At 65.8% G+C, this 22,865-nt stretch carries 23 protein-coding genes, 2 tRNA genes and 1 pseudogene; 13 read left to right on the top strand and 13 right to left on the bottom strand.

Annotated elements, in window-relative coordinates; translation table 11 throughout:
- Positions 1-118: 118 nt before the first annotated feature.
- The 6 genes and pseudogenes from H7F38_RS19945 (at position 119) to H7F38_RS25695 (ending at position 5,236) form a co-directional block, all read left to right on the top strand.
- A complete protein-coding gene (locus H7F38_RS19945) occupies positions 119-739 on the top strand; it encodes a YdcF family protein (protein ID WP_255498083.1) in 621 nt (206 codons plus the stop codon).
- Positions 736-1,992, top strand: coding sequence for a deoxyguanosinetriphosphate triphosphohydrolase (locus tag H7F38_RS19940; RefSeq protein WP_187091443.1), 1,257 nt, complete (start codon positions 736-738; stop codon positions 1,990-1,992). The genes H7F38_RS19945 and H7F38_RS19940 overlap by 4 nt, the downstream gene beginning before the upstream one ends.
- Before the next feature lie 96 nt (positions 1,993-2,088).
- Positions 2,089-4,002 (top strand): DNA primase, encoded by a 1,914-nt coding sequence (dnaG, locus tag H7F38_RS19935; RefSeq protein WP_187091442.1) that lies wholly within the window; start codon positions 2,089-2,091, stop codon positions 4,000-4,002.
- Between the two features lie 2 nt (positions 4,003-4,004).
- Positions 4,005-4,547, top strand: a complete 543-nt coding sequence (locus tag H7F38_RS19930; RefSeq protein WP_187091441.1) for a hypothetical protein — start codon at positions 4,005-4,007, stop codon at positions 4,545-4,547.
- Positions 4,548-4,631: 84 nt separating this feature from the next.
- A pseudogene (locus tag H7F38_RS26760) lies at positions 4,632-4,697 on the top strand (DUF1707 domain-containing protein); the annotation flags it as partial.
- A gap of 155 nt (positions 4,698-4,852) precedes the next feature.
- Positions 4,853-5,236, top strand: coding sequence for a LiaF domain-containing protein (locus H7F38_RS25695; RefSeq protein ID WP_255498082.1), 384 nt, complete (start codon positions 4,853-4,855; stop codon positions 5,234-5,236).
- Positions 5,237-5,269: 33 nt separating this feature from the next.
- Here the strand turns inward: H7F38_RS25695 and H7F38_RS19920 are convergent, their stop codons facing one another.
- Complete coding sequence (locus H7F38_RS19920; RefSeq protein WP_187091440.1) at positions 5,270-5,443, bottom strand: hypothetical protein; 174 nt, start codon at positions 5,441-5,443, stop codon at positions 5,270-5,272.
- Positions 5,444-6,172: 729 nt separating this feature from the next.
- On the opposite strand from H7F38_RS19920, the gene H7F38_RS19915 reads away from it, so the two are divergent.
- Together H7F38_RS19915 and H7F38_RS19910 are read left to right on the top strand one after the other, a co-directional pair.
- A complete protein-coding gene (locus H7F38_RS19915; protein WP_187091439.1) occupies positions 6,173-6,367 on the top strand; it encodes a hypothetical protein in 195 nt (64 codons plus the stop codon).
- Between the two features lie 511 nt (positions 6,368-6,878).
- Positions 6,879-7,490, top strand: a complete 612-nt coding sequence (locus tag H7F38_RS19910; protein ID WP_187091438.1) for a hypothetical protein — start codon at positions 6,879-6,881, stop codon at positions 7,488-7,490.
- Positions 7,491-8,107: 617 nt separating this feature from the next.
- On the opposite strand, the gene H7F38_RS26755 is transcribed toward H7F38_RS19910, so the two are convergent.
- From H7F38_RS26755 to H7F38_RS19860, 10 genes are all read right to left on the bottom strand, one after another.
- Entirely contained in the window at positions 8,108-8,281 is a 174-nt protein-coding gene (locus H7F38_RS26755; RefSeq protein ID WP_370531392.1) for an HNH endonuclease, read from the bottom strand.
- A gap of 749 nt (positions 8,282-9,030) precedes the next feature.
- Positions 9,031-9,825, bottom strand: a complete 795-nt coding sequence (locus tag H7F38_RS19900) for a potassium channel family protein (protein WP_222618197.1) — start codon at positions 9,823-9,825, stop codon at positions 9,031-9,033.
- Between the two features lie 165 nt (positions 9,826-9,990).
- Positions 9,991-10,644: a hypothetical protein gene (locus H7F38_RS19895; RefSeq protein WP_187091435.1), complete on the bottom strand. Its 654-nt coding sequence runs from the start codon at positions 10,642-10,644 to the stop codon at positions 9,991-9,993.
- Positions 10,641-11,423: a phage terminase large subunit gene (locus H7F38_RS19890; protein ID WP_222618196.1), complete on the bottom strand. Its 783-nt coding sequence runs from the start codon at positions 11,421-11,423 to the stop codon at positions 10,641-10,643. Before H7F38_RS19890 ends, H7F38_RS19895 begins: the two co-directional genes overlap by 4 nt.
- Positions 11,404-11,934 (bottom strand): hypothetical protein, encoded by a 531-nt coding sequence (locus H7F38_RS19885; protein WP_187091434.1) that lies wholly within the window; start codon positions 11,932-11,934, stop codon positions 11,404-11,406. Before H7F38_RS19885 ends, H7F38_RS19890 begins: the two co-directional genes overlap by 20 nt.
- The gene (locus tag H7F38_RS19880) at positions 11,913-12,416 is read right to left on the bottom strand and encodes a hypothetical protein (protein ID WP_187091433.1); all 504 of its coding nucleotides are present in this window, start codon (positions 12,414-12,416) and stop codon (positions 11,913-11,915) included. Before H7F38_RS19880 ends, H7F38_RS19885 begins: the two co-directional genes overlap by 22 nt.
- Positions 12,413-13,198, bottom strand: a complete 786-nt coding sequence (locus tag H7F38_RS19875; protein ID WP_187091432.1) for a hypothetical protein — start codon at positions 13,196-13,198, stop codon at positions 12,413-12,415. Before H7F38_RS19875 ends, H7F38_RS19880 begins: the two co-directional genes overlap by 4 nt.
- A gap of 379 nt (positions 13,199-13,577) precedes the next feature.
- On the bottom strand, positions 13,578-14,894 hold the full coding sequence (locus tag H7F38_RS19870) for a hypothetical protein (RefSeq protein ID WP_187091431.1): 1,317 nt from the start codon (positions 14,892-14,894) through the stop codon (positions 13,578-13,580).
- A 512-nt stretch (positions 14,895-15,406) separates the two neighbouring features.
- On the bottom strand, positions 15,407-15,658 hold the full coding sequence (locus H7F38_RS19865; RefSeq protein WP_187091430.1) for a hypothetical protein: 252 nt from the start codon (positions 15,656-15,658) through the stop codon (positions 15,407-15,409).
- Positions 15,655-15,996, bottom strand: coding sequence for a hypothetical protein (locus H7F38_RS19860; protein ID WP_187091429.1), 342 nt, complete (start codon positions 15,994-15,996; stop codon positions 15,655-15,657). The genes H7F38_RS19865 and H7F38_RS19860 overlap by 4 nt, the downstream gene beginning before the upstream one ends.
- A gap of 620 nt (positions 15,997-16,616) precedes the next feature.
- On the opposite strand from H7F38_RS19860, the gene H7F38_RS19855 reads away from it, so the two are divergent.
- Entirely contained in the window at positions 16,617-17,816 is a 1,200-nt protein-coding gene (locus H7F38_RS19855; protein WP_187091428.1) for a tyrosine-type recombinase/integrase, read from the top strand.
- Positions 17,817-17,905: 89 nt separating this feature from the next.
- On the opposite strand, the gene H7F38_RS19850 is transcribed toward H7F38_RS19855, so the two are convergent.
- A tRNA-Asn gene (locus tag H7F38_RS19850) sits at positions 17,906-17,978 on the bottom strand.
- 768 nt (positions 17,979-18,746) lie between these two features.
- Between H7F38_RS19850 and H7F38_RS19845 the strand changes: the two genes are divergently transcribed.
- From H7F38_RS19845 to H7F38_RS19830, 4 genes are all read left to right on the top strand, one after another.
- Positions 18,747-18,821 (top strand) — tRNA-Ile (locus tag H7F38_RS19845).
- Between the two features lie 507 nt (positions 18,822-19,328).
- Complete coding sequence (locus tag H7F38_RS19840; protein ID WP_187091427.1) at positions 19,329-20,300, top strand: IS1595 family transposase; 972 nt, start codon at positions 19,329-19,331, stop codon at positions 20,298-20,300.
- A 685-nt stretch (positions 20,301-20,985) separates the two neighbouring features.
- Positions 20,986-21,204: a ribbon-helix-helix domain-containing protein gene (locus H7F38_RS26750; protein WP_090480857.1), complete on the top strand. Its 219-nt coding sequence runs from the start codon at positions 20,986-20,988 to the stop codon at positions 21,202-21,204.
- Entirely contained in the window at positions 21,201-21,551 is a 351-nt protein-coding gene (locus H7F38_RS19830) for a type II toxin-antitoxin system PemK/MazF family toxin (protein ID WP_187094836.1), read from the top strand. The genes H7F38_RS26750 and H7F38_RS19830 overlap by 4 nt, the downstream gene beginning before the upstream one ends.
- 189 nt (positions 21,552-21,740) lie before the next feature.
- Here the strand turns inward: H7F38_RS19830 and H7F38_RS19825 are convergent, their stop codons facing one another.
- Positions 21,741-22,523 (bottom strand): alpha/beta fold hydrolase, encoded by a 783-nt coding sequence (locus H7F38_RS19825; RefSeq protein WP_187091426.1) that lies wholly within the window; start codon positions 22,521-22,523, stop codon positions 21,741-21,743.
- Positions 22,524-22,865 lie beyond the last annotated feature (342 nt).

Genomic DNA, 22,865 nt, shown 5'->3' with positions numbered 1-22,865 from the left:
CATGATCGACACGGCCGGCAACCCTGATCGGCACGATGCGCCGCGATCGCGGCCGCATCGGTGGTGGCTCGCGCCGGTGGTCTCCGGTGCTGACCGGGCGTGGAGACGAGGGCCTGACGTGCGAGTGCTCCGCGTCCTCGGGCGATACCTTGCCGGTACCCTGCTGGTCGCCGCCCTCGTGACCGGGGGGATCGCCGTCCGGATCATCCAGGTCGGGCACCAGGATCAGCGCCAGGTCTCGGACGCCATCGTCGTGCTCGGGGCCGCCCAGTACGACGGCCGCCCGTCCGCGGTCTACGCCGCCCGGTTGGACCATGCCCGGCAGCTCTACCGCGACGGGGTCGCCGCCCACGTCCTGACGATCGGCGGTGGGCAGCCCGGTGACCGGGTGACCGAAGGTGCGGCCGGGCGTGACTACCTGCTGGCAGCGGGGTTGCCCCCGGCGGCGCTGCTGGCGGTCGGCACCGGGAACGACACGCTGGTGTCGCTGCGGGCCGCCGAGGTCCTGCTGGCGCAGCACGGTTGGCGCTCGGTCACGCTGGTCACCGATCCCTGGCATGCCGAGCGTTCCCGGCTGATCGCAGCCGATCTCGGTCTGTCCGTCCGGGTCTCGTCGGTCACCACCGGCCCGGCGCTGGACCCCGGGGTGGAGGGCCGCTACGTGCAGCGGGAAACCCTGGGCACCCTGTTCTACCTGCTCACCGGCGGTTCCTCCGGGGCCGGCTCGGCCGTGCTGTGAGGCGAACCGTTGCGGAGTACGACGAGCATGACCACGAGCGTCACGCCGCCGAGCCCGCGAAGACCGCCGGTCTCGCGATGGCCGCCGGCTACGGCGACCGCAGCCCGTTCAGCCGGGACCGGGCGCGCGTGCTGCACTCCGCCTCGTTCCGGCGGCTGGCCGGAAAGACCCAGGTGGTGGCGCCCGACGAGGACGACGTCCCGCGCACCCGGCTGACCCACTCGCTGGAGGTCGCCCAGATCGCCAGGGACATGGGTGAGAAGCTCGGCTGTGACCCGGATCTGGTCGATCTTGCCGGGCTGGCGCACGACATCGGGCACCCACCCTTCGGCCACAACGGCGAACTTGCGCTGGACCTGGTGGGGGAGTCGGCCGGCGGCTTCGAGGCGAACGCGCAGAACCTTCGGCTGCTGACCAGGCTGGAGCTGAAGGTGATCGATCAAGCCGGCCGGCCGGCCGGTCTGAACCTGACCAGGGCCTCCCTGGATGCGGTGGTGAAGTACCCGTGGCGACGGCCGCCCGGCGGTGGCAAGTTCGGTCTCTACGCCGACGATGCGCAGGTCTTCACCTGGATGCGTCCGGGACTCGGGCAGCGTCAGCGGTGTCTGGAGGCGCAGGTCATGGACTGGGCCGATGACGTCGCCTATTCGGTGCACGACGTGGAGGACGGTGTCGGCTCCGGACGCATCGCGCTCTCGTTGCTGAACGACCCCGACGAGCGCTCGGAGGTGGCGCTGGCCGCCGCCGCCTACTCCGGTGAGTCGGCCGCCGACCTGGAATCCGTGCTCGCCGACCTGTGGGCCCTGCCCGCCGTCGCCGAGGGCATCGGGGTGACCGGGGCGCAGGCCGGAGCGGCGCTCAAGTCGGTCACCAGCGAGTTGACCGGACGGTTCGTCACGGGGGCCGTGGCGGCCACCCGTGCCGAATCCGGCGAGGGGCCGCTGCACCGCTACGAGTGCGATCTGCACGTGCCCAGAGTGCTGCGTGCGGAGGTGGCGTTGCTCAAGGCGGTGGCGCTGCGCTACGTGATGGCCGACCCGAGCCGGCGGTCGATCCAGACGCGGGAGCAGGAGATGCTCACCGAGTTGGTGCAGGTGATGTCCGACCGCGGTCCGGACGCGCTGGATGCTCTCTTCGCCCAGTACTACCAGGACGCCGCCGATGACGATGCCCGCCTGCGGGTGGTGCTCGACCAGGTGTCGTTGCTGACCGACGCGCAGGCCGTCGCCCGACACCGCCGACTGGTCGGCTAAACCTCGCCGAACACGGGTCGGGCAGTCGACCTGGGGCGATGCCGCCGGTGTGGACGGCGGCCGTGCCGGATCCGCCGGCGGACATAGACTCATGCGGTGGCGGGACGGATCTCTGATGAGGACAAGGAACGTGTTCGCGACGCCAACCGGATCGATCAGGTGGTCGGCGAATACGTCGCCCTGAAGTCCGCGGGCGGCGGAAACCTCAAGGGCCTGTGTCCCTTTCACGACGAGAAGTCCCCCTCGTTCCAGGTCAGCCCGCCTCGCGGGACCTACCACTGCTTCGGGTGCGGCGAGGGCGGCGACGTGTTCGCCTTCATCGCGAACTACGAGCACCTGGGTTTCACCGAGGCCGTCGAGCGCCTGGCCGATCGGGTCGGCATCACGCTGAGCCTGGTCGAAGGAGGCACCTCGACCCGGATCGAGCGTGGCTCCCGTTCCCGGCTGATCGCGGCCAACAAGGCGGCAGCGGCCTTCTACACGGCCCAACTCGCGACCGAGGCGGCCGAGCCGGCCCGCAAGTTCCTGGCCGACCGCGGGTTCGACGACGAGGCCGGGAGGTTCTTCAGCTGCGGCTACGCCCCGTCCGGGTGGGACCAGCTCTTCAAGGCGCTGATCTCGCAGGGATTCACGGTGGAGGAACTGATCAAGGCCGGTCTGGCCCGCAACGGCCAGCGCGGACCCATCGACGTCTTCCACCGCCGCCTGCTGTGGGCGATCCACGACGCGGCCGGTGACGTGGTCGGCTTCGGCGCCCGCCGCCTCTACGACGACGACCGGCTGGAAGCCAAGTACATCAACACCGCCGAGACGCCGCTCTACAAGAAATCGCAGCTGCTCTACGGGCTGGACCTGGCCAAGAAGGAGATCGCCCGGCAGCGTCAGGTGGTGGTCGTCGAGGGCTACACCGACGTGATGGCCATGCATCTGGCCGGCGTCACCACGGCGGTCGCCTCGTGCGGCACGGCCTTCGGCGACGAGCACATCAGCGTCCTCCGGCGCTATCTGCTGGACAACGACATCATCCGCGGGCAGGTCGTCTACACCTTCGACGGCGACTCGGCCGGGCAGAAGGCCGCGCTGAAGGCCTACGACTCGGACCAGAAGTTTGCCGCGAACACGTTTGTCGCGGTGGCTCCGGACGGCATGGATCCCTGCGAACTACGTCAGACCCAGGGCGACGGGGCCGTCCGTGACCTGGTCGCCGGGCGTCAGCCGCTGTTCGCTTTCGCGATCCGGTCGACGCTGGCCGGTTTCGACCTCAACACCGCCGAGGGTCGGGTGGCCGCCGCCGCGGCCGCGATCCCGATGGTCGCCCGCATCAAGGAGACCGCGCTGCGGGACGAGTACGCGCTGCAGCTCGCCGGCTGGCTCGGGGCGGATCTGCAGGCCATCTCCGCGCGCGTCCGTCAGCATGCCGGCGCCGAGGCGAAGGCGGCCAGCATCGCCGACCGTCGTGCGCAGCGAGCCGCATCGAACCCCACGGCCGGCGATCCGCCCACCGGGCAGCCCCAGTTCGCCAAGCCCGATCCGCGGGATCGCGACACCTTCGCCGAGCGTGAAGCCCTCAAACTCGCGGTGCAGCAACCGCTTCTGCTCGCCGGGCACTACGGCCAGGTGGAGGCGGTCGCCTTCACCGACCAGTCCTATCTCGCGGTGCACGAGGCGGTGATGGCCGCCGGCGGGCCCGCCGGGGCCGAAACCGTCGGGGCCACCGCATGGCTGACGTCGATCAGCGAGCACCTGCCGGCCGGGGGTCTGCGATCGCTGGTCACCGAGTTGGCCCTGGAGCCGTTGCGCACCAAGTCCGACGAGATGGTCAACTACGCCGGTTCGATCCTGGCGGCCCTGGCCGAACGGGTCGCGCGGATCCACGAACAGACCCTCCGGTCGGATCTGCAGCGGGCCGAGGCCTCCGGCGACACCGAGCTCGCCGCGTGCCTCAGCGCCGACCTCGCCGCCATGGCCCAGTACCGGCGGGCGTTGTCCGAGCGGGCGAAGGGAGCGTGAGCATGGCGCGCGTGCGCTGGCCCTGGGAACGGCGGGCCGCACTGCCCCCTGCTCTGGCCTCGGCTCTGGGGCCCAATGAGCAGGTCCAGGTGGTCGCCCAGCTGACCGGGGGAGAGTCGTTGGCGGCCAGCCGTTTCGGTCTCTGGCTCGCGTCGGGGGAGATCGCCGTCCGATGGAACTGGGAGCGGGTCTCCAAGGCCCGGTTGACGGCCAGGACGCTGACCGTGGTGGCGGCCGAGGAGGTCGCTGTCACGCCGGACGGAATCGTGGTGTTGCAGGACCTCCCGCCCCGGGAATTCGAGTTGGCCGGTACCAGCGGCCTGACCGACGCCGTGCACGCCAGGGTGCGCCGTTCGGTGGCAGCCAGTCGGTACCTGTCGTGGCCGGGGGCCGGCGGTTGGGTGGTACTGCGCCGGGTCCCGGGTCGCGACGGCCTGACCAGGCAGATCAGGTTGGACTCCGGGGGCGACGCGGGCGCACCCGGCTTCCTTCGGGCCGTCGTGGACACGGCGGAGGACCTGGAAGCCGAACTGCTCGGCGACTGAGAGGTGCTCCCGCCCGAGGGCGGCCCACCCGTTAGCATCGCAACGGTGACCGAGCAGCCGAACCCAGCGCCCACCCCTCCGCCGATGCGAGCCTCGAACGCCGACCGGGACCGCGTGGCCGGGGTCTTGCAACAGGCCATGGCCGAGGGCCGACTGACCGTGGCCGAACTGGAGAGTCGACTCGGCTCAGTATACGCTGCAAAGTCCCCGAACTCGAGCCAGTCACGGTCGATCTGCCCGGACATCAGATCTCGCTATCCAAGAGTGCACCCCCGATCGGGCGGATCGGGCCGGCGGCGTCAGGGGTGTCAGCGCTGTCGATGCCGGACGCCGGGCCGGCGAGGGGCAACATGGTGGCGATCATGTCCGGGGTGGAGCGGAAGGGTGTGTGGAGCGCGGCTGCGCACGTCAACGCGGTGGCCGTCATGGGCGGGATCGACCTGGACTTCACCCGCTGCTCGCTGTCGGCGATGGAAACGGTGATCAACGTGATGGCCATCATGGGCGGCGTCGAGATCACCGTGCCGTTGGGCATGACCGTCATCGTCGACGGCGTCGGGATCATGGGGGCTTTCGTCGACAACGCGAACCAGCGCTACGGCCCCGAGGCCCCGGTGCTGCGGGTCAGGGGCATGGCGATCATGGGCGGTGTCGAGGTCAAGAGCTCGAAGAAGCAGATCGGCGGCTGAGAGCTCGGCAGCCGGTCGGGATCGGAGCAGGGGCTACGAGAGGTGCAGGGTCTCGGAGATCTTGGCCCGGACGACGCCGGCCGCACCCTGGACCGCCGGGTGGTCGGCCGCCCTCGCCGACCAGCGCTTGATCTGCTCGTAGCGCTCGCGACCGGCTCGGGAGCCGAGCACGTAGCCGAGCGCCGCTCCCAACAGAATGCGGAACATCGCTACCAGCTCTCGGTCTCGGTGGGGCAGGTCTCCCGACGCTGCCGGCAGGGGAGAAAGGCGAGAGGCCCAGGTCGATGACCTGGGCCTTTGCTCCCCCGACTGGACTCGAACCAGTAACCGTCCGATTAACAGTTTGAGGAAGCACGCGCTTTAGGTTCTGTTCAGTTGAGCTTACTTGTTGCCGCACTTGGTGTTTCGGTCCTACACGTGCCAGCCCGTTGTAAGCAGTTAGGCACCGTTCGGCCAAGTCGGGTTGACATCCAGTTGACAACCGCCGGGCACCAAATCAACTTACCCGCCATCACCCTGAGTGAGAAGAGCGCCCCCATGACCCAATCCCTCACAACCGTCCAAAGCCACCGTTGCCACGTGGAGCGCACCATCGACGGGCAACTACGGCCCGCACGGGCTGTGTGTTGCTGCGGCTGGGTAGGCCAGTGGTTCATAGCCGGCGCCCGAGCCGTCGAGGACGGTACCGCGCACATGAGCTGGATCTGTGCGACCTGCGGGCGGGCCTCTGAAGGTCCGGTGGGCCGGGCGGCACATGCTGTCATCTGCCAGACCCGCAGGGGCGCGCATACTGAAGGAGCGGGAGGTGTGCGGGCGATCTTTGATCGAACCCCTCCTGCAGGTCCCGCCAGGCTTGACGTCCCCCCGTTGGCTTGGCGGGACCGCCAAACCACGCGCGTCGTGACCCCCCAACCACCATCTGAACGGAGCACCGCAATGGGCAACATCATGACCATCGGCGGCCTGATCCTGCGGCTGGAGCAGGCCGCGAAACTCTCCGAGCGCTACGCGCACCTCGAGGCCGACGAGCTGCTCCTGGCGTTCATCAACCACCCCGGCGTCACCGCAGCCTGGAACCGGGTGCCGAAGGGTTTCGACCTGATGTCACAGCAGCAGCCCGCGAGCTGCTGAGTTCCTTCATCGTACGGACGCATTTCGTCACACCCCCAAGCTTCGTCACATACAGAGAAAGGCACAGCCATGCCCTCAACCGAGCGGTCCACCGAGTTTTACCTGCAGCAGGAAGCGCAGGAGCGCATCAACCACCTATTGGCGCCGAGCCGCTACGACAACAGGCCGCCGCTGACCTACGGCCGGGAGGCCGACGTCCGTGCGGAGCGCTTGGCGTCGGAGCTGCACGAAACCTATGTTCACTACTGCCGCTCCGGTGCCCCTGAGGACGTCTGTGCGGCCTTGTGGGTGGCGACGTGCATGCGGTGGCCGACCATGACCACGAGGCGGCCAGGTGGGTGCGGGCCAGCATCACCGAGTGGGGTGCGAATCCTAAAGCCTACCGGTATGGGGTGCCGAGGAACGCGGCGATGCGCGCCGAGGTCGAAGCCCGGTACTGAGCGCACCCCGATGCCCACCGACCCTTGCCCTGTATGGCTGTTTTGTCCGGTGGGGTCTACCGTCTGCCACTATGGGGAAACTGAGCAAACGCGGACGGATCATTGTGGGCGTCTTCATCGCCCTGGCCGCCATCGGAGGGATCCAGCAGGCCATCCAGGGCACGCCGAACCCCGCTCTGACCGCCAGCACCCCAACCGCCGCAGCAACTGCCACAAGCCCGGCTACGAGCGTCTCTCGCCCGCCAACGACAACAGCCTTGGTGCTGACCACTGCCCAATCGGCTACGGTCACCACCAAGGCTGCCAGGGTCGTCCCGGCGAAGGTCACACCAACCTCCGCCGCCACTACGACCGCCGACGTGTCGATCAATCCAGAATTCGCGGCAGCCACTGCCCGATGCAATGGCATAGCCGGCCCCGAGGTCGTCGAATGGGAGCTCTGGCCGGGTAAGCCCGCCGAGGGGTACATCGAATCGGACGTGCTGTACCCGAACCCCTCAGATCCGTCTGGGCCGTGTTTGAGCGGGGTTGACGTGTTCTTCTCGAACTCCGCCAACCTCGCCCCGGGCACATGCCTCGAAGTCGCCTACGTATCGGACAATCCAAACTACGACGTCAATTACACGACGTTTGCTGCGAAGCCTCGGAAGCCGTTCCGGAGGGCAGGCGACTCCTGCGGCTAACAGCACACGTTCGCCTGAAGACAGGATCCAGTCGCCCGTTAGTGGTACCCCGAGGCCGAAGCAACGGCGCTTACCGGATCCTGTAGCTCGTAAGGGCCGCGAGTCCGGGGGCGTCCTCGTCGCCAGCAAAAGCTGTCGGCGTCACGGCAACGCTTCCTAGTCGATCGGCGACGATCCCGGCAGCGACGCCTTCAAGCAGTCAACCCCATCGCCGTCGAATGACGGCATCCAGCCGACGCGAAGACCCAACTTTCCTATCTACTCAAGACACCATGCAAGACGGCAAATGGGGTTCGGCACCAGCCCAGGATGACAAGCTCGGCGCCGACATCTACAAAGACTTCGACTCCACGGAATCCCTTGGGCGATGATGCTGCCTTGAACACACCGTCCGGGCCGAGTACGCCACTGGTTCACCGCGCAGGATCCGGGAGGTGCTAATCGGATCGCTTTACCACACCGTGTCCGTTGCCCGGTGGTCTTCGCCGACGCATTGAACGGCCCAACTTGCTCACACGAACACATCGGCAACGCGGGACGTCTTTGGACCGGGACGTATTGGATGATGCTGCGCCACTGGGCAGGGCGCGACCGCGGCGTACGTGGTCCAGTTTTCATCATTCAATGTGGTTGCTCTTGCGACTATTGCAAGGTTGGCACAGAATCTGAAGGTTGTTGACAGTGGTTGCCCCCCCGCGAGAGAGGGGTATGACGTGGTCAAATTCTAGGGCAGTCCCTGCGCCGCAGTGGGCGCAAGCGCCACGATCTCTTGCCCACACGGCCTGCTTCATGTCGGCTGGGATACCTGGCCGGGCAGCGGCATTGGGTAGCGTACCAGCGGCGACCGTCTGTAAGGCATTGTCGATTTGGCGTTTTTCGCGCATCTGTCGCACTTTCAAGAGCGCATAAATTGCTTGGGCACCCAGACCCGAATCTTCCCAGTAGAAGCGGCCGCCGTACAACCAATAGGCGCGGTTTTCGATTGCGATTACGGGTATCGGGACTGATGCAGATCGAGCGAGAAAGGTGGCAAAGTCGGACGCGGTGAATAAATTTGTCGTCGTGTACCTCTGGCGCCCGATTTGGATGCCCAGGCCCACGGCAATATTTTCTGGGGGCGGCGCGTTCGTGACGCCTACCAGCCAGTAGCCTAAGGCAGCATTGCTACACCAGAGCAGAAGCCGGATGGTAAAAGCCAGCCCCGGGGGCAGTGGACCCGTCAAGATAAGAACTATGACAAACCCAGCCAGGGCGCCCGCGCCCGCCCACCTTCGGACGTAGAACAGGCCGAAGGGACCGACGGCGAAGCCCAGGACACCAGCAGTCACAGCACTTCTTCGAGCATCCAGCGGAGGATTTCGCTCGACCGTTACATTGTCAGATCTCTTGAGCATGGAGAGCCACTCCGGTTCGTCGCAGATTGCACACGGTCATGCACGGATCGTAACGTGTCGCGACAACCCCGCCCTTGAGAGGGTCGCGGCATGACGTTGGCACAGGCGGGGTGGCCATGTCGAAAACGGGCGAGAAGTATTACTGATCAATCCAGGTCGCCGTTGAGGGCACCGTATTGCGCGACGGCGGCGTTGGTCTGGCCGTCCCGAGCCCACTCGGGTCGGTTGCCTGCGCTGTCCTGTATCTGCTTTCGCAGCGCTGCTATCTCGATTCTTAGTTGGTGGACGTCGTCGGCTGTCGCGGCTGTCGCCTCGGCGTCCACCTCGCGTACTCGATCGATCAGCCAGGTCGCAAAAGATGCTGTCACCACCCCGATGAGGGCTATTCCGGCGAGCATCAGCCCCACCGCCACGAACCGCCCCTCGCCGGTTACGGGATAGCGATCGCCATATCCGACAGTCGTTACGGTGCTTACCGCCCACCACACGGCATCACCGAACGAGCCGATATTTGCTCCAACATGGCCCCGTTCCGCGTCCAGAACCGCCAGAGCGGAACAGAAGATGACCGTGGCCGCCGCGCCGCCGACGTACAGGGCGACTCGCCCGCGCAACGAACTTCCGGCTTGACGGTTGAGCACCCTGACCGCCACCAGAAGGCGGAGCAGTCGCAGGGGCCGGAGCACAGGAACAGCCAGGACTAGCAAATCTGGAATATGCCGGAGGACGTACCAACCCCGGTGGTCAGCGAGCCATACCCGGATGAGGAAGTCCAGGACGAACACAGCCCATGTAACCGCTAGGACGGCTGAACACACGGATCGCACCACCGGTTGGACTTGACAGTCCAGTATCGGGATCGCATAGGCCAGCAGGAACAGCAGCGCAACCAGTACCAGCGGCCATTCCGTACGGCGCTCCCAGGCAGATGAACGATTCACGGACGGATCATGACTCATGGCCCTCACGGCGGCACACCGCCCCCTTGTGGATGGGGTCCTAGGCCCCGCAAGGTGGCGGGCGGGCGCTGACGGTGTCTTGGGGTCGCGGTGCCGTCTCCTGCAGGTCGGGGCCGACCGCGTTCAGCGGGGGGCGTTGGACGGGGATCAGGTTCGAAGAGTTCCGCGGTGATCGAGGTGGAGAGTCTCCTGGCGGATCCGGAATGCTTCCATCCAGATCTGGCCCGTCCGGCCGCCGTGCTGCAACTTCCAAGCGGCCAGAGCCACGGACAGGACTAGGTCGTCGTGGCCGGCGCCGGTGGCGTTGAACGACGTCCTCCCTGCGTCGGACGTTTCGTAACCGAAGTCGGTCAGCTCCTGGATGAACGCGACGGCGTCGGGGATGTGGGTGCCGACCTTGATGCGGTGCCCGGCGACCAAAACCTGCATCGCCCCCACCAGATCAGCCTTGGGGACGGAGTATTCGCGGGGTCCGTGTTTGACGACGATGTTGCCGCTGCTGATCGTCAACGCTTCGACCCGGCGTACCCGTTGGGCGAGCATGTCGAACACCGGCCGGCCCAGACCTGTTGCGTCGACGATGAACGGGCAACCGTCCAACGCCGGCCACTCCGCCATCTGCGCGATCTCCTCGACGACCGCGGTGTAGGAGACGCCACGGAGCCGGCGAAGGTACTGGACGTGAACTTCACTTCCCCCGTCGTCGGTCGGGATCTTGTCCAAAATCGAGATAGCCGTGAAATCCGACTGTTTGCCGAGGTCGATGCCGACCACGCGGGCGGTGGATCCGTTGCCACTCATGATGCGAGCCGTTTCTGGAGATCGAACGTGGGGAGGTCGGACAAGATCATGGCCAGGTCGGCACCGGAGAACACCGAGCCGGATGAGTCGCTGAATTCGGCCATGTACTCCTCCCGGAATCGGTGCTCTCCGAGGTCCGCCCGTTCCCGCAGCAGGAATTCTGGGGAAATCCGGGGGCATTGGGTGGCCGGGACCACGAAACGTTGCCAGGCGTCATCTGTGGCCGTCGTAGCGCGGTAAAACCAGCCCCGACGGCCGAACGGTGTGGACATCACCAGCAACTGGCCGCCGGAAACTGCGAGCATCGGCCGGATCGCCTCGTACAGGTCGTCGTCGACCTGGGATGCCTCGTCGATCAGGATGAGATCTACCGCGGCGAACCCGCGGATGGTCCGCTGATCGGCCGGTAACGCGACGATCCGCGAGCCGTTCTCAAGCGTCAAGCTCATCGCGTTCTCGGCCTCTGCTGCGACCGGCCTGCCGAACTTCCTATACACCACCAGAATCGACCGGAACAGCAACATCGCCTGACGCTGAGACGGTGCGATCACCAATGTCAACGAATTCGGCTGATGCACTGCGGTGTGGACGGCTTTGATGCCGGCGACCGTCGACTTCCCGATCTGCCGAGAGCAGCACAGCAGGATCCTCGGAGCATCAGACCGGAGCACCGTGCGTTGCCACGGGTCCGGGGTCATACCTACCGCCTGGCACAGCGACACCGGGTCCAGATGACCGAGCAGCGATGACAGCAGCGCGTTACGCGGATTCGATGACATCAATCTCACCGCCACCCAAAGCTCGCATGACCGCGTTCCGCGCGTCCGGGAACGGCTGCAATGCTCGAACGATCGCGGTGCGGGCCTCCGTCCACTCGTTGGTCGACGCCAAATTGATGACCATCGTCTGCGGGCGCTCGTCCAGCTCGCCCGTCAGTCGAGCACTCAACTGGATCAGCGCGCGGGCCTCCCGAATGGCTGCCAGGGCGATGCTCGGCTTACTGGTCGTCGCTGCATCGTCGAGGATCTTCAAGACTCGGTCGTTCAGGTTGGAGAGTTGCTCCAGCAACGACCGTCCCGATTCGTGCTCCGCAACTGCAGACAACACCCGCAAACTAGGTGAAAGGTGATCCACCCTGTGACGCTGAATAGCGGATACCGAAACGGGTGGATCCCGTTTCGCTATTTCCCGATACGGGTCACCATTCACCAGCGCCCGGTCGATGGCGGCGAGGTCGGGATGCGAACACACCGAGCACGGGCGGGCCATCAGCGGCCCTGCCGCGCCCACTGGCGCGCCACAGCCTCAGCGGCAGCATTGAGGGACTGACCCTGCACCGAGCGGCGAGGCTGCGTGTCACACGCGATCCTCTTGATGATGTCCACTGCTTCCGACGGCGCGATGCCGGCATTGGTCGCCAGGGCGAGGGACTTGGTGATGACGACCGACCGGATCTCCGAGGCGACGCCGGGGCTGACGCGGCGGAGCATCGCCGCCCAACGTGCATCGGTGACACCGATACCTCGGCGACGAGCCTTCACGACCTCGCCGTCGGTGGCCGGGTCATCTCCGATCGTTGTCTGGTCCGGGGTGGCGGGGCCATCACCGGTCTGCCACTGATCCCAGAGGGCACCGAACTGGGCGATGGAATCTTTGACCTGGGTGAGCATGTCGGTCAGTGCTACGGGCGGGGTGTTGCTGGTGGGCATGGTGGCTCCGGGTGCGGGTGTGGCGGCTTTGGACAGGAGGGAATGGTGGAACGGTTGGGTCATCCCAGACCTCGCTCGAGGCGGGACGCATCGGCTGCGGCGATCAGTTCGACCGCTGCGGCATGCTGGGCGAGTATCGGCGGCAGGGAGTCGTGGAGGACGCCGTCGGCGAAGGTGAGGACGTCGAGGGCGTGACGGTGGCCCTGCTGGACGTCGTAGACCGATGATGCGATGAGGCCGGGGACGTTGGCGTGGGCGGCCCGGGCTGCGACGTAGGCGGCGGATGCCTGCTCGGCGGCGAGGTCGGCGTCGGTGGACCGGGGCGGGGTGAGGTTCGGCAGGTTGCGGCGCAGGGCTTCGCGGTACTGATCGAGTGCGATCTCGAACTTCGACAGCGGTAGCGGTGGGAGACCGTTGATGCGGCCGGCGGTGGTGGCGACGTATTGCTTGACATCGGCGGACCAGCGGTCTGTGGGGATGTGTGATGTGGCGGCGCGGTCGACGAGGTGCGTCAGAGCCGCCGACTGCGCCTCAGCGTTGGCTGCGGCGGTGATCTGGTCAGGGCCGGGAATCTGACTGAACAGCGACCCGTACAGGGCGGCGGCGGTGCTGCTGGCCGTGTCGCGGGCTTCCATCAGCAGGCGCAGACCTGCCCGACGTTCGGCGTCAGCAACCAGTTCGTCGGCGATGTCGGCCGGTGGCTGGTCACGCAGCGCGGCGACCTTGCTGGTGACCTCCTCGACCTCAGGGACGAGTGTGGCGGAGTCGGGGAGCGTGATGCGGTCGAGGTTGGCGACAGGAACGCCGACAACCGGGATCGAAGCGGAACGGAACATGGGGGACAAGAGGTAACTCCAAGGTGATGAGAAAGGCCCACAACCGGACGGAAGCGGGTTGACAATGAGTTGACACGCATACACTGAGCTGCGGAGACACAGCCGCTATCCGATTGATAATCGGACGGTCTACCGATCCTCGCGGCGTCACAACACCCACCGAACCGGGAAAACACCCCGATCAACCGGTGCTGCGATTGACGACCAGCCACGCCACTCTCCTGTGGGGACATGGGGGACAACGGGGGACAAGGGGACGGGTTTGTCCACCCCCGCCGGGGATTGATTTGGTGGCTCGAAATGGGTTGATATCTGTATAAAACGGACATCAATGCCTTTTCGTGTGACACGCGAGGGAGGGTGGACATTTGTGTCCCCTTTGTCCCCCTCATGATGCGATCCGGGTGGCTGCGGCCATCTGGGCGTTGGTGAGGTCCTGTGGGCTGTTGAACATGTCGGTGAGGACGGTGTCGAAGGTGTCGCGGTCTCGGTAGGCGAACGTTTTGCGGAGAGCTGAGCGGGACCAGAGCATCCCGGGGGCTGGCGGGGTCTGAAGTTTTTTGGTGATGGCGCCGGCGATCCGCACTTCGGTGTGGAGTGCGCTGACTTCGTCGGCGGTGGCGCGGCGGATGCCTTCGGCGGTGCCGAGTCGCTCGCTGATGGCTGTCCTGGCGTTTTCGAGCTGTGCCTGCATCGCCAACCGGGTTGTGTCGGATACGGCCATGACTGTTCCTGCGAGGTCCCAGTCGTGATCTCGGATCATTTTGCGGCCGGCGAGGACGCTCAGTGCTGCGGCGACCTTGAGGCGCACGAGGAGGGCGTGTCCGTCGAGGGGTTGGCCTATGCCTGTGGCTCGTTGGTGTGCGGCTTTCTGGATTCCGTCGACGATGAGCGGGTCGACCCACAGTTCCTCGCGCGGTCCGACGGCTCTGCCAGTGTCTGCTTCACCTTCAGGAAATGGGTTGTTCCGGGGTGCGGCCCAGTGCATCCGCGGTGGCGTCCAGATTGTCGGTGCTGGGTCCGGGTATCTGGGGATGGTGGGATCGGTGCTGGGCATGAAAAGGAACCGTTGGGGCATTCCGCCGGCTTCACCGTCGAGGAGGACTGCGGCTCTGCCCGGCTGGATTCCGACGATGACTCCGGCGCGGTAGCTGTGCTCGGGGAGGATGACCCGTTTCTCTACGCTGGCGTAGCCGAATCCCAACTCCCCGCCGTTGAACATCTCTCGCATTTGCGCGCCGAGGGTTGCGCCCTGCCGGCCGTCGAGGGCAGACAGGGCATCTACCTCGGTAGCGGTGAATAGGACTGATCGTTCGAGCCAGACAAGTTGTTGAGTCTTGGTGCTTCGGTAGGCGTAGGACCGCGAGATGCCTTCCCCTGAGCCCAGGGGCACTGTCGGAAACCCTTCGGTGACCACCGCGTCCCGGGCGGCGTTGATGGCACCGGACTTACCGGATCCAGAGGGACCGACCAGACCGGCGAACAAATTGAGGCCGCCATCTCCACCGACGATCGGTGGGAGCACGACATTCGGGGGAACGGTGCAGGCGATTCGCGTCAGGACGACGGCGAGGACCGCCCATGGAGAGCACATCCGGGCATGCGCAAAGGCCTTGATGTGGGCCAGCTCGGACCGTGCGGACCAGAACTCATTCTGAACGATTTCGTCGAAGCGCGCCGCATCCGCGACTCTGGTTTCTGTCACGCTGATTTTGCTCTACAGCCGGGGCACGCGCAGGTGTGTCGAATCCTGATGTCGAATACCTGCAGAATGTCGGACATTGGCCAGCCGTCGGCGAGATGCTGCAAGGCTACGGCCCGCACCTCGTCCTCGGTCAACCCGAATGTGGACGGTCGACGGGTATAGCCAGCGGCCCATGGATCCCGTGTTCCGTCAGAGAGGGGTTCGGATCGTGATGCGGCAAAACGCCTGCGCCGTAGCTGTTCCGATGGTGTAGAGTCAGGGGTGTCGGTAGTGGAAGTGGGATTGGCCGTCCGGTGACACGGGCGGTCATCCTGATTCGTATCAGGCACGTGGGTTCCTGTCGGGTTCGGGTGTGAGTAGCCGGCCGATCTCGTATTGCATCGGCGGTGGGCTGCTGTGGGGAATGGGTTGTTTTGTCGCCGGTCTGTGACCGGTGCTGTTGCGGATGTGGCGGCCTTCGGCTGCTCGTTCGGAGCGTCGTGCGTGGCGTCGAGCATCTCCGCCAGCTCGACTCACGCCGCACCCTCAGATTCGCCGATCAGATAGCCGAGCAAATCAGAGGTGCGGTGACGGATGGACCTGCCGATTCGCAGCACCGGCAGCGGACAACGTTCGACACGAATCAAGTTCCACCAGCCGTTGACGGATACGCCGCAGGCGCCGGCTGCTACTGCGGCGGACACGGCCAGGGGCAGCAGGTGGCGGTCTTCGGGCCGGTAGTGACCGCGGCTCAGGCGTTCGACTGCGGCTTCCGTTTCGTTCACGAGGCGTCGACCAGGGCTGCGACCGCGGCTGCGGCAGTAGCGTCAACGCTAGGTGCGCCGAGAATGGCTGCCAATGCTGCTGCGTCGCTTGCCGCCTTGGCTTCGCGTTCTCGGCGTGCTTCGGCTGACTTCCGACCGAGTTTGGCGAAGTGCGCTCGGCGAAGCCCCTTCACCTTCGCCGCAAGTTCCTCGGCCGGCAAAACACCGTCGGGATCGGCGATGCGGGCGAAGCGTGCCGTCAGACCGAACCGTGCGTGCGCGGTTCTGGCCGTCCGGTTCGATGTGTTCTCCCAAGAACGGTTCACTGCTTCTCGGCCCGATGGCGACGTGAATGCCATGTGTCGACCCCCTCTGTGGTATAACGTTCCACGTTCATCGTGGCGACAGTGCTACTAGACCACACGTCGGCCTCGGTCCTCAAGCCGAGATTGCCCTCCAGCCAGGGGGTTTGGTGTCCAAGAACGGGTCCGCGCCGCGGCATAGCATGCTGTGTGTATGCGTATCTAAATGAGCCCGTTGGGGGACATTAAGCACGAAAGGGATGCGACATGACGTCAACCTTCTGATTGGAGAAGGTGGATACATACCCGCCAATCTCAGTGTCAAGGCTCGCAAAAGATTCACCCGTACGGACTAAGAGGACAGATTCCCTGTCCAACCTGGCCAGGTATCCTGTCTGGTGACACTTCGGGTTGCGCTTTGGTCGGCAACGGTATAGCGTCATTCCTAGCAACACACCGGAGACCGGGAGGATGAAAGTGGCAGAGAAGCACGAAATCACGTTGCGGCGCAAAGCGTCCCGACAGGGGCTCAGATTTCAGAAGTCAGCGCGGCGGGATCCAGACGCCCTAGACTTCGGCAGGATCTGGCTCCGAAACGAGGCCGGCGACGCGGTCCTCGGCGGTAAGTACGGGGCAACCGCTGACGAGGTCGAGGCTTTCCTCTACCAGCGGCCGTCATGACGACCACGGAGGCGAAGACCAAGACAAGGGCCAAGGCGGGCGCCGGGTCTGTGCGGAAGCGCGGCGAGACGTTCACTGCCATCTGGTCGTTCCCGGACCCGGCCGTCGAGGGCAGGCGCATCCAGCGCTCCAAGGGTGGCTTCCGCATCCAGAAGGAAGCTCAGCTCTACGTCAACGAGCAGATCGGCAAGAACGGCACCGACGCCGCGCAGGGCCCGGACGCAAAGCTGACCGTTCGCAACGTCGTCGAACAGTGGCTTGAAGAGAGAGCACTGGCCGGGAAGCGGGCAAGCACCCTCGCCGGGTACCGCAACACTGCTGAGGCGTGGATCTTTCCGAAAATGGGTGCCGTGCGCGTCGACGCGCTGACGACGTCGGCCGTCAACGCCTGGATGACGGAGCTCGGCAAGACGGGCAGCAAAAAGGGTGGCCCGCTGTCTCCCAGGTCGGTGCAACTGGCCGGCGTCGTGTTGCGACTGGCGTGCAAGTGGGCCGCTGATCCTCACGGCGTGAATCTCGTCCGTCGGAACCCGGCGGCCGCTGCCACCATCCCCGCGGCGCCCAAGACGATCGTCGACAACATCTGGTCGCGTGAAGATGCCGCCAAGTTCATTTCCTACGTGACGGTGGACCGGCTCGCGGCCCTGTACCTACTCGGTGCCGCCCGCGGGATGCGCCGGGGAGAGATCTGCGGGCTGAAGTGGGACCGGGTTGACCTCGACGCGGGCCACCTGTTCGTCCTGGAGACACGGATCGTCGTCGGGGGTACTTCCATCCAGACCTCGACCCCGAAAACGGCTGCGGGCCAGCGACGGGTCCCGCTGGACCCCAGTCTGGTGGCCGTCCTGCGGGCCCACCGCCGGCGACAGCTTGAGGAACGCCTGGCGTGGGGGAGCGCCTGGACCGACTCCGGCTATGTCTTCACCATGCCGGACGGCAACCCGGTGAAGCCTGACCACGTCTCCGATCGCTTCACGAGGCTGTGCAAGGCCGCAGGGGTGCGCGTCATCCGCCTGCACGACCTGCGACATGGCGTCGCCAGCTTCATGCTGGGCGCCGGTATCAGCCCCGGTATCGTCGCGGCCGTCCTCGGACACGCCAACCCGGCCGTGACTCTGAGTGTGTACGGCCACAGCCTCCCAGGGGGCACCGATGTGGCAGGAGAGGCACTGTCAAGGGCCCTCGGAATTTGCTAGTTGACATCTAGTTGACATCGGCCCCGGAAATGACAGTGGCGACCTTCGGGCTGATGCCCGAGACCGCCTCTGACCTACTGTAATACACGCTCCCCCGACTGGACTCGAACCAGTAACCGTCCGATTAACAGTCGGATGCTCTGCCAATTGAGCTACGGAGGACCGGCACTCCCGGTTGTGGCGAGTGCTGAACCAGAATAGCCCACGAAACCGGATGGTTCGAACCGGCGGGGGTGCGCCGGCCCGGGGCTGATCGGGGACCGGGTGGGCAACCGACGCCCCTCGCAGCGACGCTGCACCTGTTGCTGCCACGCCGCACCTGTTGTTGCCACGCCGCACCTGTTGTTGCCGCGCCGCGCCTGTTGTTGCCGCGCCGCACCGGTTGTTGCCGCGCCGCACCTGCTGGGTGTGATCCGGGCGGTGCTCGGTGACGACGGCAGCTGCGCCGTGATGACAACAGGTGCGCCGTGACGGGTGGACGGGGGACGAGTGAAGCGGTGCACGGCCTGGGACGGAATGAATCCATGACGAAATGTGCGGCCCGTCTGGATGCGACACAGGGGCCCGAACGCTCGGTCACTGCTCGACACCCTGTCGGACAGCTCCCGGGTGGGACTGCTGCCGCAGTCACCGGTCGCGCCGGACGCGATCACCGTGGCCGACCTCGTTTACCGTGGCCGTTGTCCCCGGCAGAGATGGGTGCGTCGGCAGTCCAGCCACGACGACGCGATCCCCGGGCGTGGACGGGCAATCGACACAGCAGACCTCGTCGACCGCCCGGTCGACGAGCTGTCCGGTGGGTGTTCGGTGTGGCTCTGGTCGTGCCCGATCCGGTGAGCGCACTCCGACGGTGGTGCCGGTCAGTCCGAACGTGGGCGCCCGTTCGGTTCGTGCAAGGACATCCGCCTTGGGGCAGGTAGGGTTCCGGACGGGGCGGTAGCTCAGTTGGTCAGAGCAACGGACTCATAATCCGTCAGGTCGTCGGTTCGAGCCCGACTCGCCCCACGTCGGAGCATATAAGAGGTCGTTCGATCTGGACAGTTTTGCCTCCAGGTGTCCAGATTGGAATCCCAGCCGCAGCTGCAAGATCAACTTGGGTTCAGCGGCCGGGGTCAGCTGGGATTGGTCCACTTCGTCCCTAGGCACCCATAGACCGCTGGTCCGCAGCTGATGACGGCCCTGCGGTCGAGTGCGGACCCAAACGCAACAGTAGGAGGGGCGGCCGGCAGGAGACGCGCTGGACATCCTTACAGCGCAGCCAGACATACTCCGGCTCCACGCCCTTGTCCTGCAGCTTGACCATGACGTGCGTCGGATTCCACCGAACCGCCCGTGCCGGCCGCCACTCCTCGGCGCCATCCAGCAACACGAGCCGAGCGATCACCGCGTAGCTCGGGTGCGGCAGCTTCACCGGCACACTCTCCGGGATCTCTTCGTTCGCGTATCGATCTATCGGCCCACCATACCGAACAAGGGTACTGGGTAGCTGCTTGAGTCAAGTTGTATTTGGCCATGTCAGAGCCAGTGTGTGCCTACCCGGTCGGTGGTGTCGATTACCCCCGGACCTTTCAGGAGTTGCTGGAGTGGTTCCCGGATGACTCGTCGTGTCTGGCGTATCTGGAGCGTCTGCGGTGGCCCCAGGGGTTTGTGTGTCCGGTGTGCGGGGCGCCCGGCGGTTGGCGTACGGCGAAGGCGAAATGGATGTGCACCAGGTGTGGCCGGCAGACGTCGGTGACCGCCGGCACGATCTTCCACCGGCTCCGGACGCCGCTGTCGACGTGGTTCGCGGCGATCTGGTTCATCACCTCGCAGAAGAACGGGATGTCCGCGCAAGGTCTGCAGCGGGTGCTGGGTTTCGGATCCTACGAAACAGCGTGGGCGTGGCTGCAGAAGCTACGCCGGGCGATGGTCCGCCCCGAGCGGGAGTTGCTCTCCGGTGTGGTGGAGTTAGATGAAGTGTTCATCGGCAACGAGCCTCGCGGCCGCGCAGGCGGCGTGAAGGACCACACCGCGGCGATGATCGCAGTGGAATCGATCCCCGGCCGCAAGCTGGGCAGGGTCCGCATCGAGCTGGCCGAGACAGCCCGATCGGTCAGCATGCTCGGCTTCGCCGACCGCGTCATCGCCAAAGGATCAACGGTCAGAACCGATGGCGCCAACTACCTGAAGAAGCTGACCGCGGCCGGCTACGAGCACGTCGCGTTCGTCGGGACCGACAGCGCCGAGCCCGCCCACATCAACCTCCCCGGCGTCCACATGGTCGCCTCGCTGCTCAAACGCTGGCTGACCGGCACCCTGCATTACGCGGTCTCCCAGGAGCACCTGGCCTACTACCTGGACGAATACACATTCCGGTTCAACCGACGCACCTCGAAGAGTCGCGGGCTTTTGTTCTACCGACTGTTGCAGCAGGCCGTGAACACAGACCCACACCCGCTCGCTGAACTGCGCAATCCTGTTGCAGCAGTGGACGTCCCGTTCTGAACTTTACTCAAGCAGCTACCCGGTACAAGGGTTCGATTGAGTGACAAGGATGAAGAGAACCTACGCGCGTCGCCGACTGTCTCGCCCTGACTTGGTTCGGTCGCCGTCGAGGAGCTGGCTGCGCAATCGACTTAGCAGATAATCAAACATTATCTGCCAAGCAAGGGGGGAGCGTCAGACAGGCGGTCCGGGGCCATCGGGGGCCTCACCAGCACGAACGTCACGTGACGGAGGGGCCCGAGGGGTCACCCGAGCACCAACCGTTGCCTCAATCGGGGAGGTTGTCAGCCCGCTCGCGGGGGAGCGCGACGGCGCATCGCTCGAGCTGTGCGTCCCCGCAGCCGACGATCTCGCCCGCCTTGGGCGGACCGACGGTATCGGCGGGTAGTGTGCCGGTTGTCGCGGTTCGGCGAACGGTGCGGTGGCCTCAGTCCGACGCCGCTGCTTCCGTGATGGGCGTGGTCGGTCGACCATCGGCAACGATGGCCGTGGAGTACTGAGCAGACCGGGTGCGAGGGTGTTTCGTAGGAGGTACCCCTGCGGGAATTGTCACCGGACAGGGTTACGGGACGCCGGGACCCCGACATACGCCGCTCACCCGCAGTGTTGTCGCGCAAGGTTTGGCTTGTGCATTGCACTCCCGGCTAGGGCGGCACAGGCAGTGCTACTCGGGTAGCATTGGGGTATGAAACTGAGCGTCAGCCTGCCTGACGACGATGTGGCCGTGCTGGATGAGCACGCCCGTAGGGCAGGATTGGGATCTCGATCAGCGGCTTTGCACCAGGCCATTCGATTGTTGCGCCGGTCCAGTCTGGAAGACGACTATGCGGCGGCCTGGGAGGACTGGGACCGGTCAGGTGAGCGTGAGATGTGGGAGACGACGGCATCCGACGGGTTGTCCTGATGCGTCGCGGCGAGATTCGGCTGGTCGATTTGGATCCGGTCAGGGGCAGTGAGGCCAACAAGCAGCGGCCCGCGGTGGTGGTGAGCAACGATCGGGCTAATTCCGTCGCTCAGAGGCTGGGTCGTGGCGTGGTCACCGTGGTGCCCCTGACCAGTAACACCGCGCGGGTGTTTCCGTTCCAGGTGCTGATTCCCGCCGACGCTGTCGGTCTGCGCGTGGCGTCCAAGGCGCAGGCCGAACAGGTCCGTTCCGTCGCGGTCGAGCGGGTGGGGCCATCTCTGGGTCTGCTGCAGGCATCCTTGTTGGCCGAAATCGACGACGCACTTCGTCTCCATCTAGATCTCTAGACAGTCGCGAACGTCAAGCAGCATCGCTGACCGGTCACGGTTGCCCAACGGGGCGATACCGAGGGCGGATGCCTGCCGGTATTTCGTCCCCGTCTCGGTGCACGCTGGAGGCAGTCGATGGACAATCGCCTGCCGCATAGTGGACTTCGCCCACGACCAGCGGTGGTCGGTTGGGTGGAACGACCAATCTCAGTGGGTGCTGTCCAGGATCAGTCGTGCGGCCTTGTGTGGTGCGTCCCACTGTGGAAAGTGACCGCACCGATCGAACCAGTGCAGCACAGCATCCGGGAACAGCGCCGTCGCCCGCGCGGCCTGCCTGGGCACCGTGACCCGGTCCCGGCGCCCCCAACCTATTGTCACCCGGCCGGGCGGTGTGCCTGCCGGGGCGCCCTGCTGCTTGGGCCCTTTGGTCAGGGCGTCCAGGGCGGCGCCGGTCGCTGGGGACTCGGCCAGCCCGCGCACGTCCGGCAGCACCGTCTTCAGCGAGAGCGCCCAGGGTCGCGCCGACAACTGCGCCAGCAAAACGGTCCTTCCAATTGCGCTTCCCAGCAGCATGGGCAGCCCGCGTCGCAGAAGTCGGACCAGAGCAATCGACGGCCGGAGCGTCGCGCCGAAAATTAGGAGCTCACGGTCGCTCCAGAAACCGCCCGGGTCCAACGCTACGGTGTCGCCGCCAACGCCCCGCCTGGCGAGTTCGAGCACGATGCGGCCGCCCATTGACTGGCCGACGGTGCTGACACCGTCCAGCCCCTGTTCAGCGATGAAGTCCGCAACCGAGTCGGTCAGGGTGGCGATCGACACCTCGCCGGCCAAGGGTGGCGTCTCACCGAAACCCGGCAGGTCGACAGCGATGACCTCCCGATGTTCGGCCAGCTCGTCCAGGATCGGCGCCCACGATCGCCACCCGCCGCCCAGACCGTGCACGAGCAACAGTGGGTTTCCGCTTCCGCGTCTCACATGATTTAACGTCATCCCGGCAACGGTACTCACGCGGAACCGGCCGGCCAGCACGCCGCCGCCGCCGGGCCGCGGGCGCGGCGATCGCGGCCAGGCTCACCTTGCTATCGGGGTATGACCATAAACCCGGCGCTTCTCAAGGGTCTGTCGATGGGCGCCGCCACCGGGGAGCACATCCCGGCGACGTCCACCGCAACTGAATCCACGAACGCAACGAGATGTGCGGGGCGGCCATAATCTGACTACGCTGCCGGACTCACCGAGGGAGTCAGATCGAAGCCGGGAACGATGATGCGAGCCCCGGTGTTGATCACGCACAGTCCGTGCCGTCGGTGTCGAGGAGCGGTCCGGGCAGCT

The sequence above is a fragment of the Nakamurella sp. PAMC28650 genome (assembly GCF_014303395.1).
Classification (GTDB): domain Bacteria; phylum Actinomycetota; class Actinomycetes; order Mycobacteriales; family Nakamurellaceae; genus Nakamurella.
This window is presented reverse-complemented; position numbering and strand designations above follow the sequence as displayed.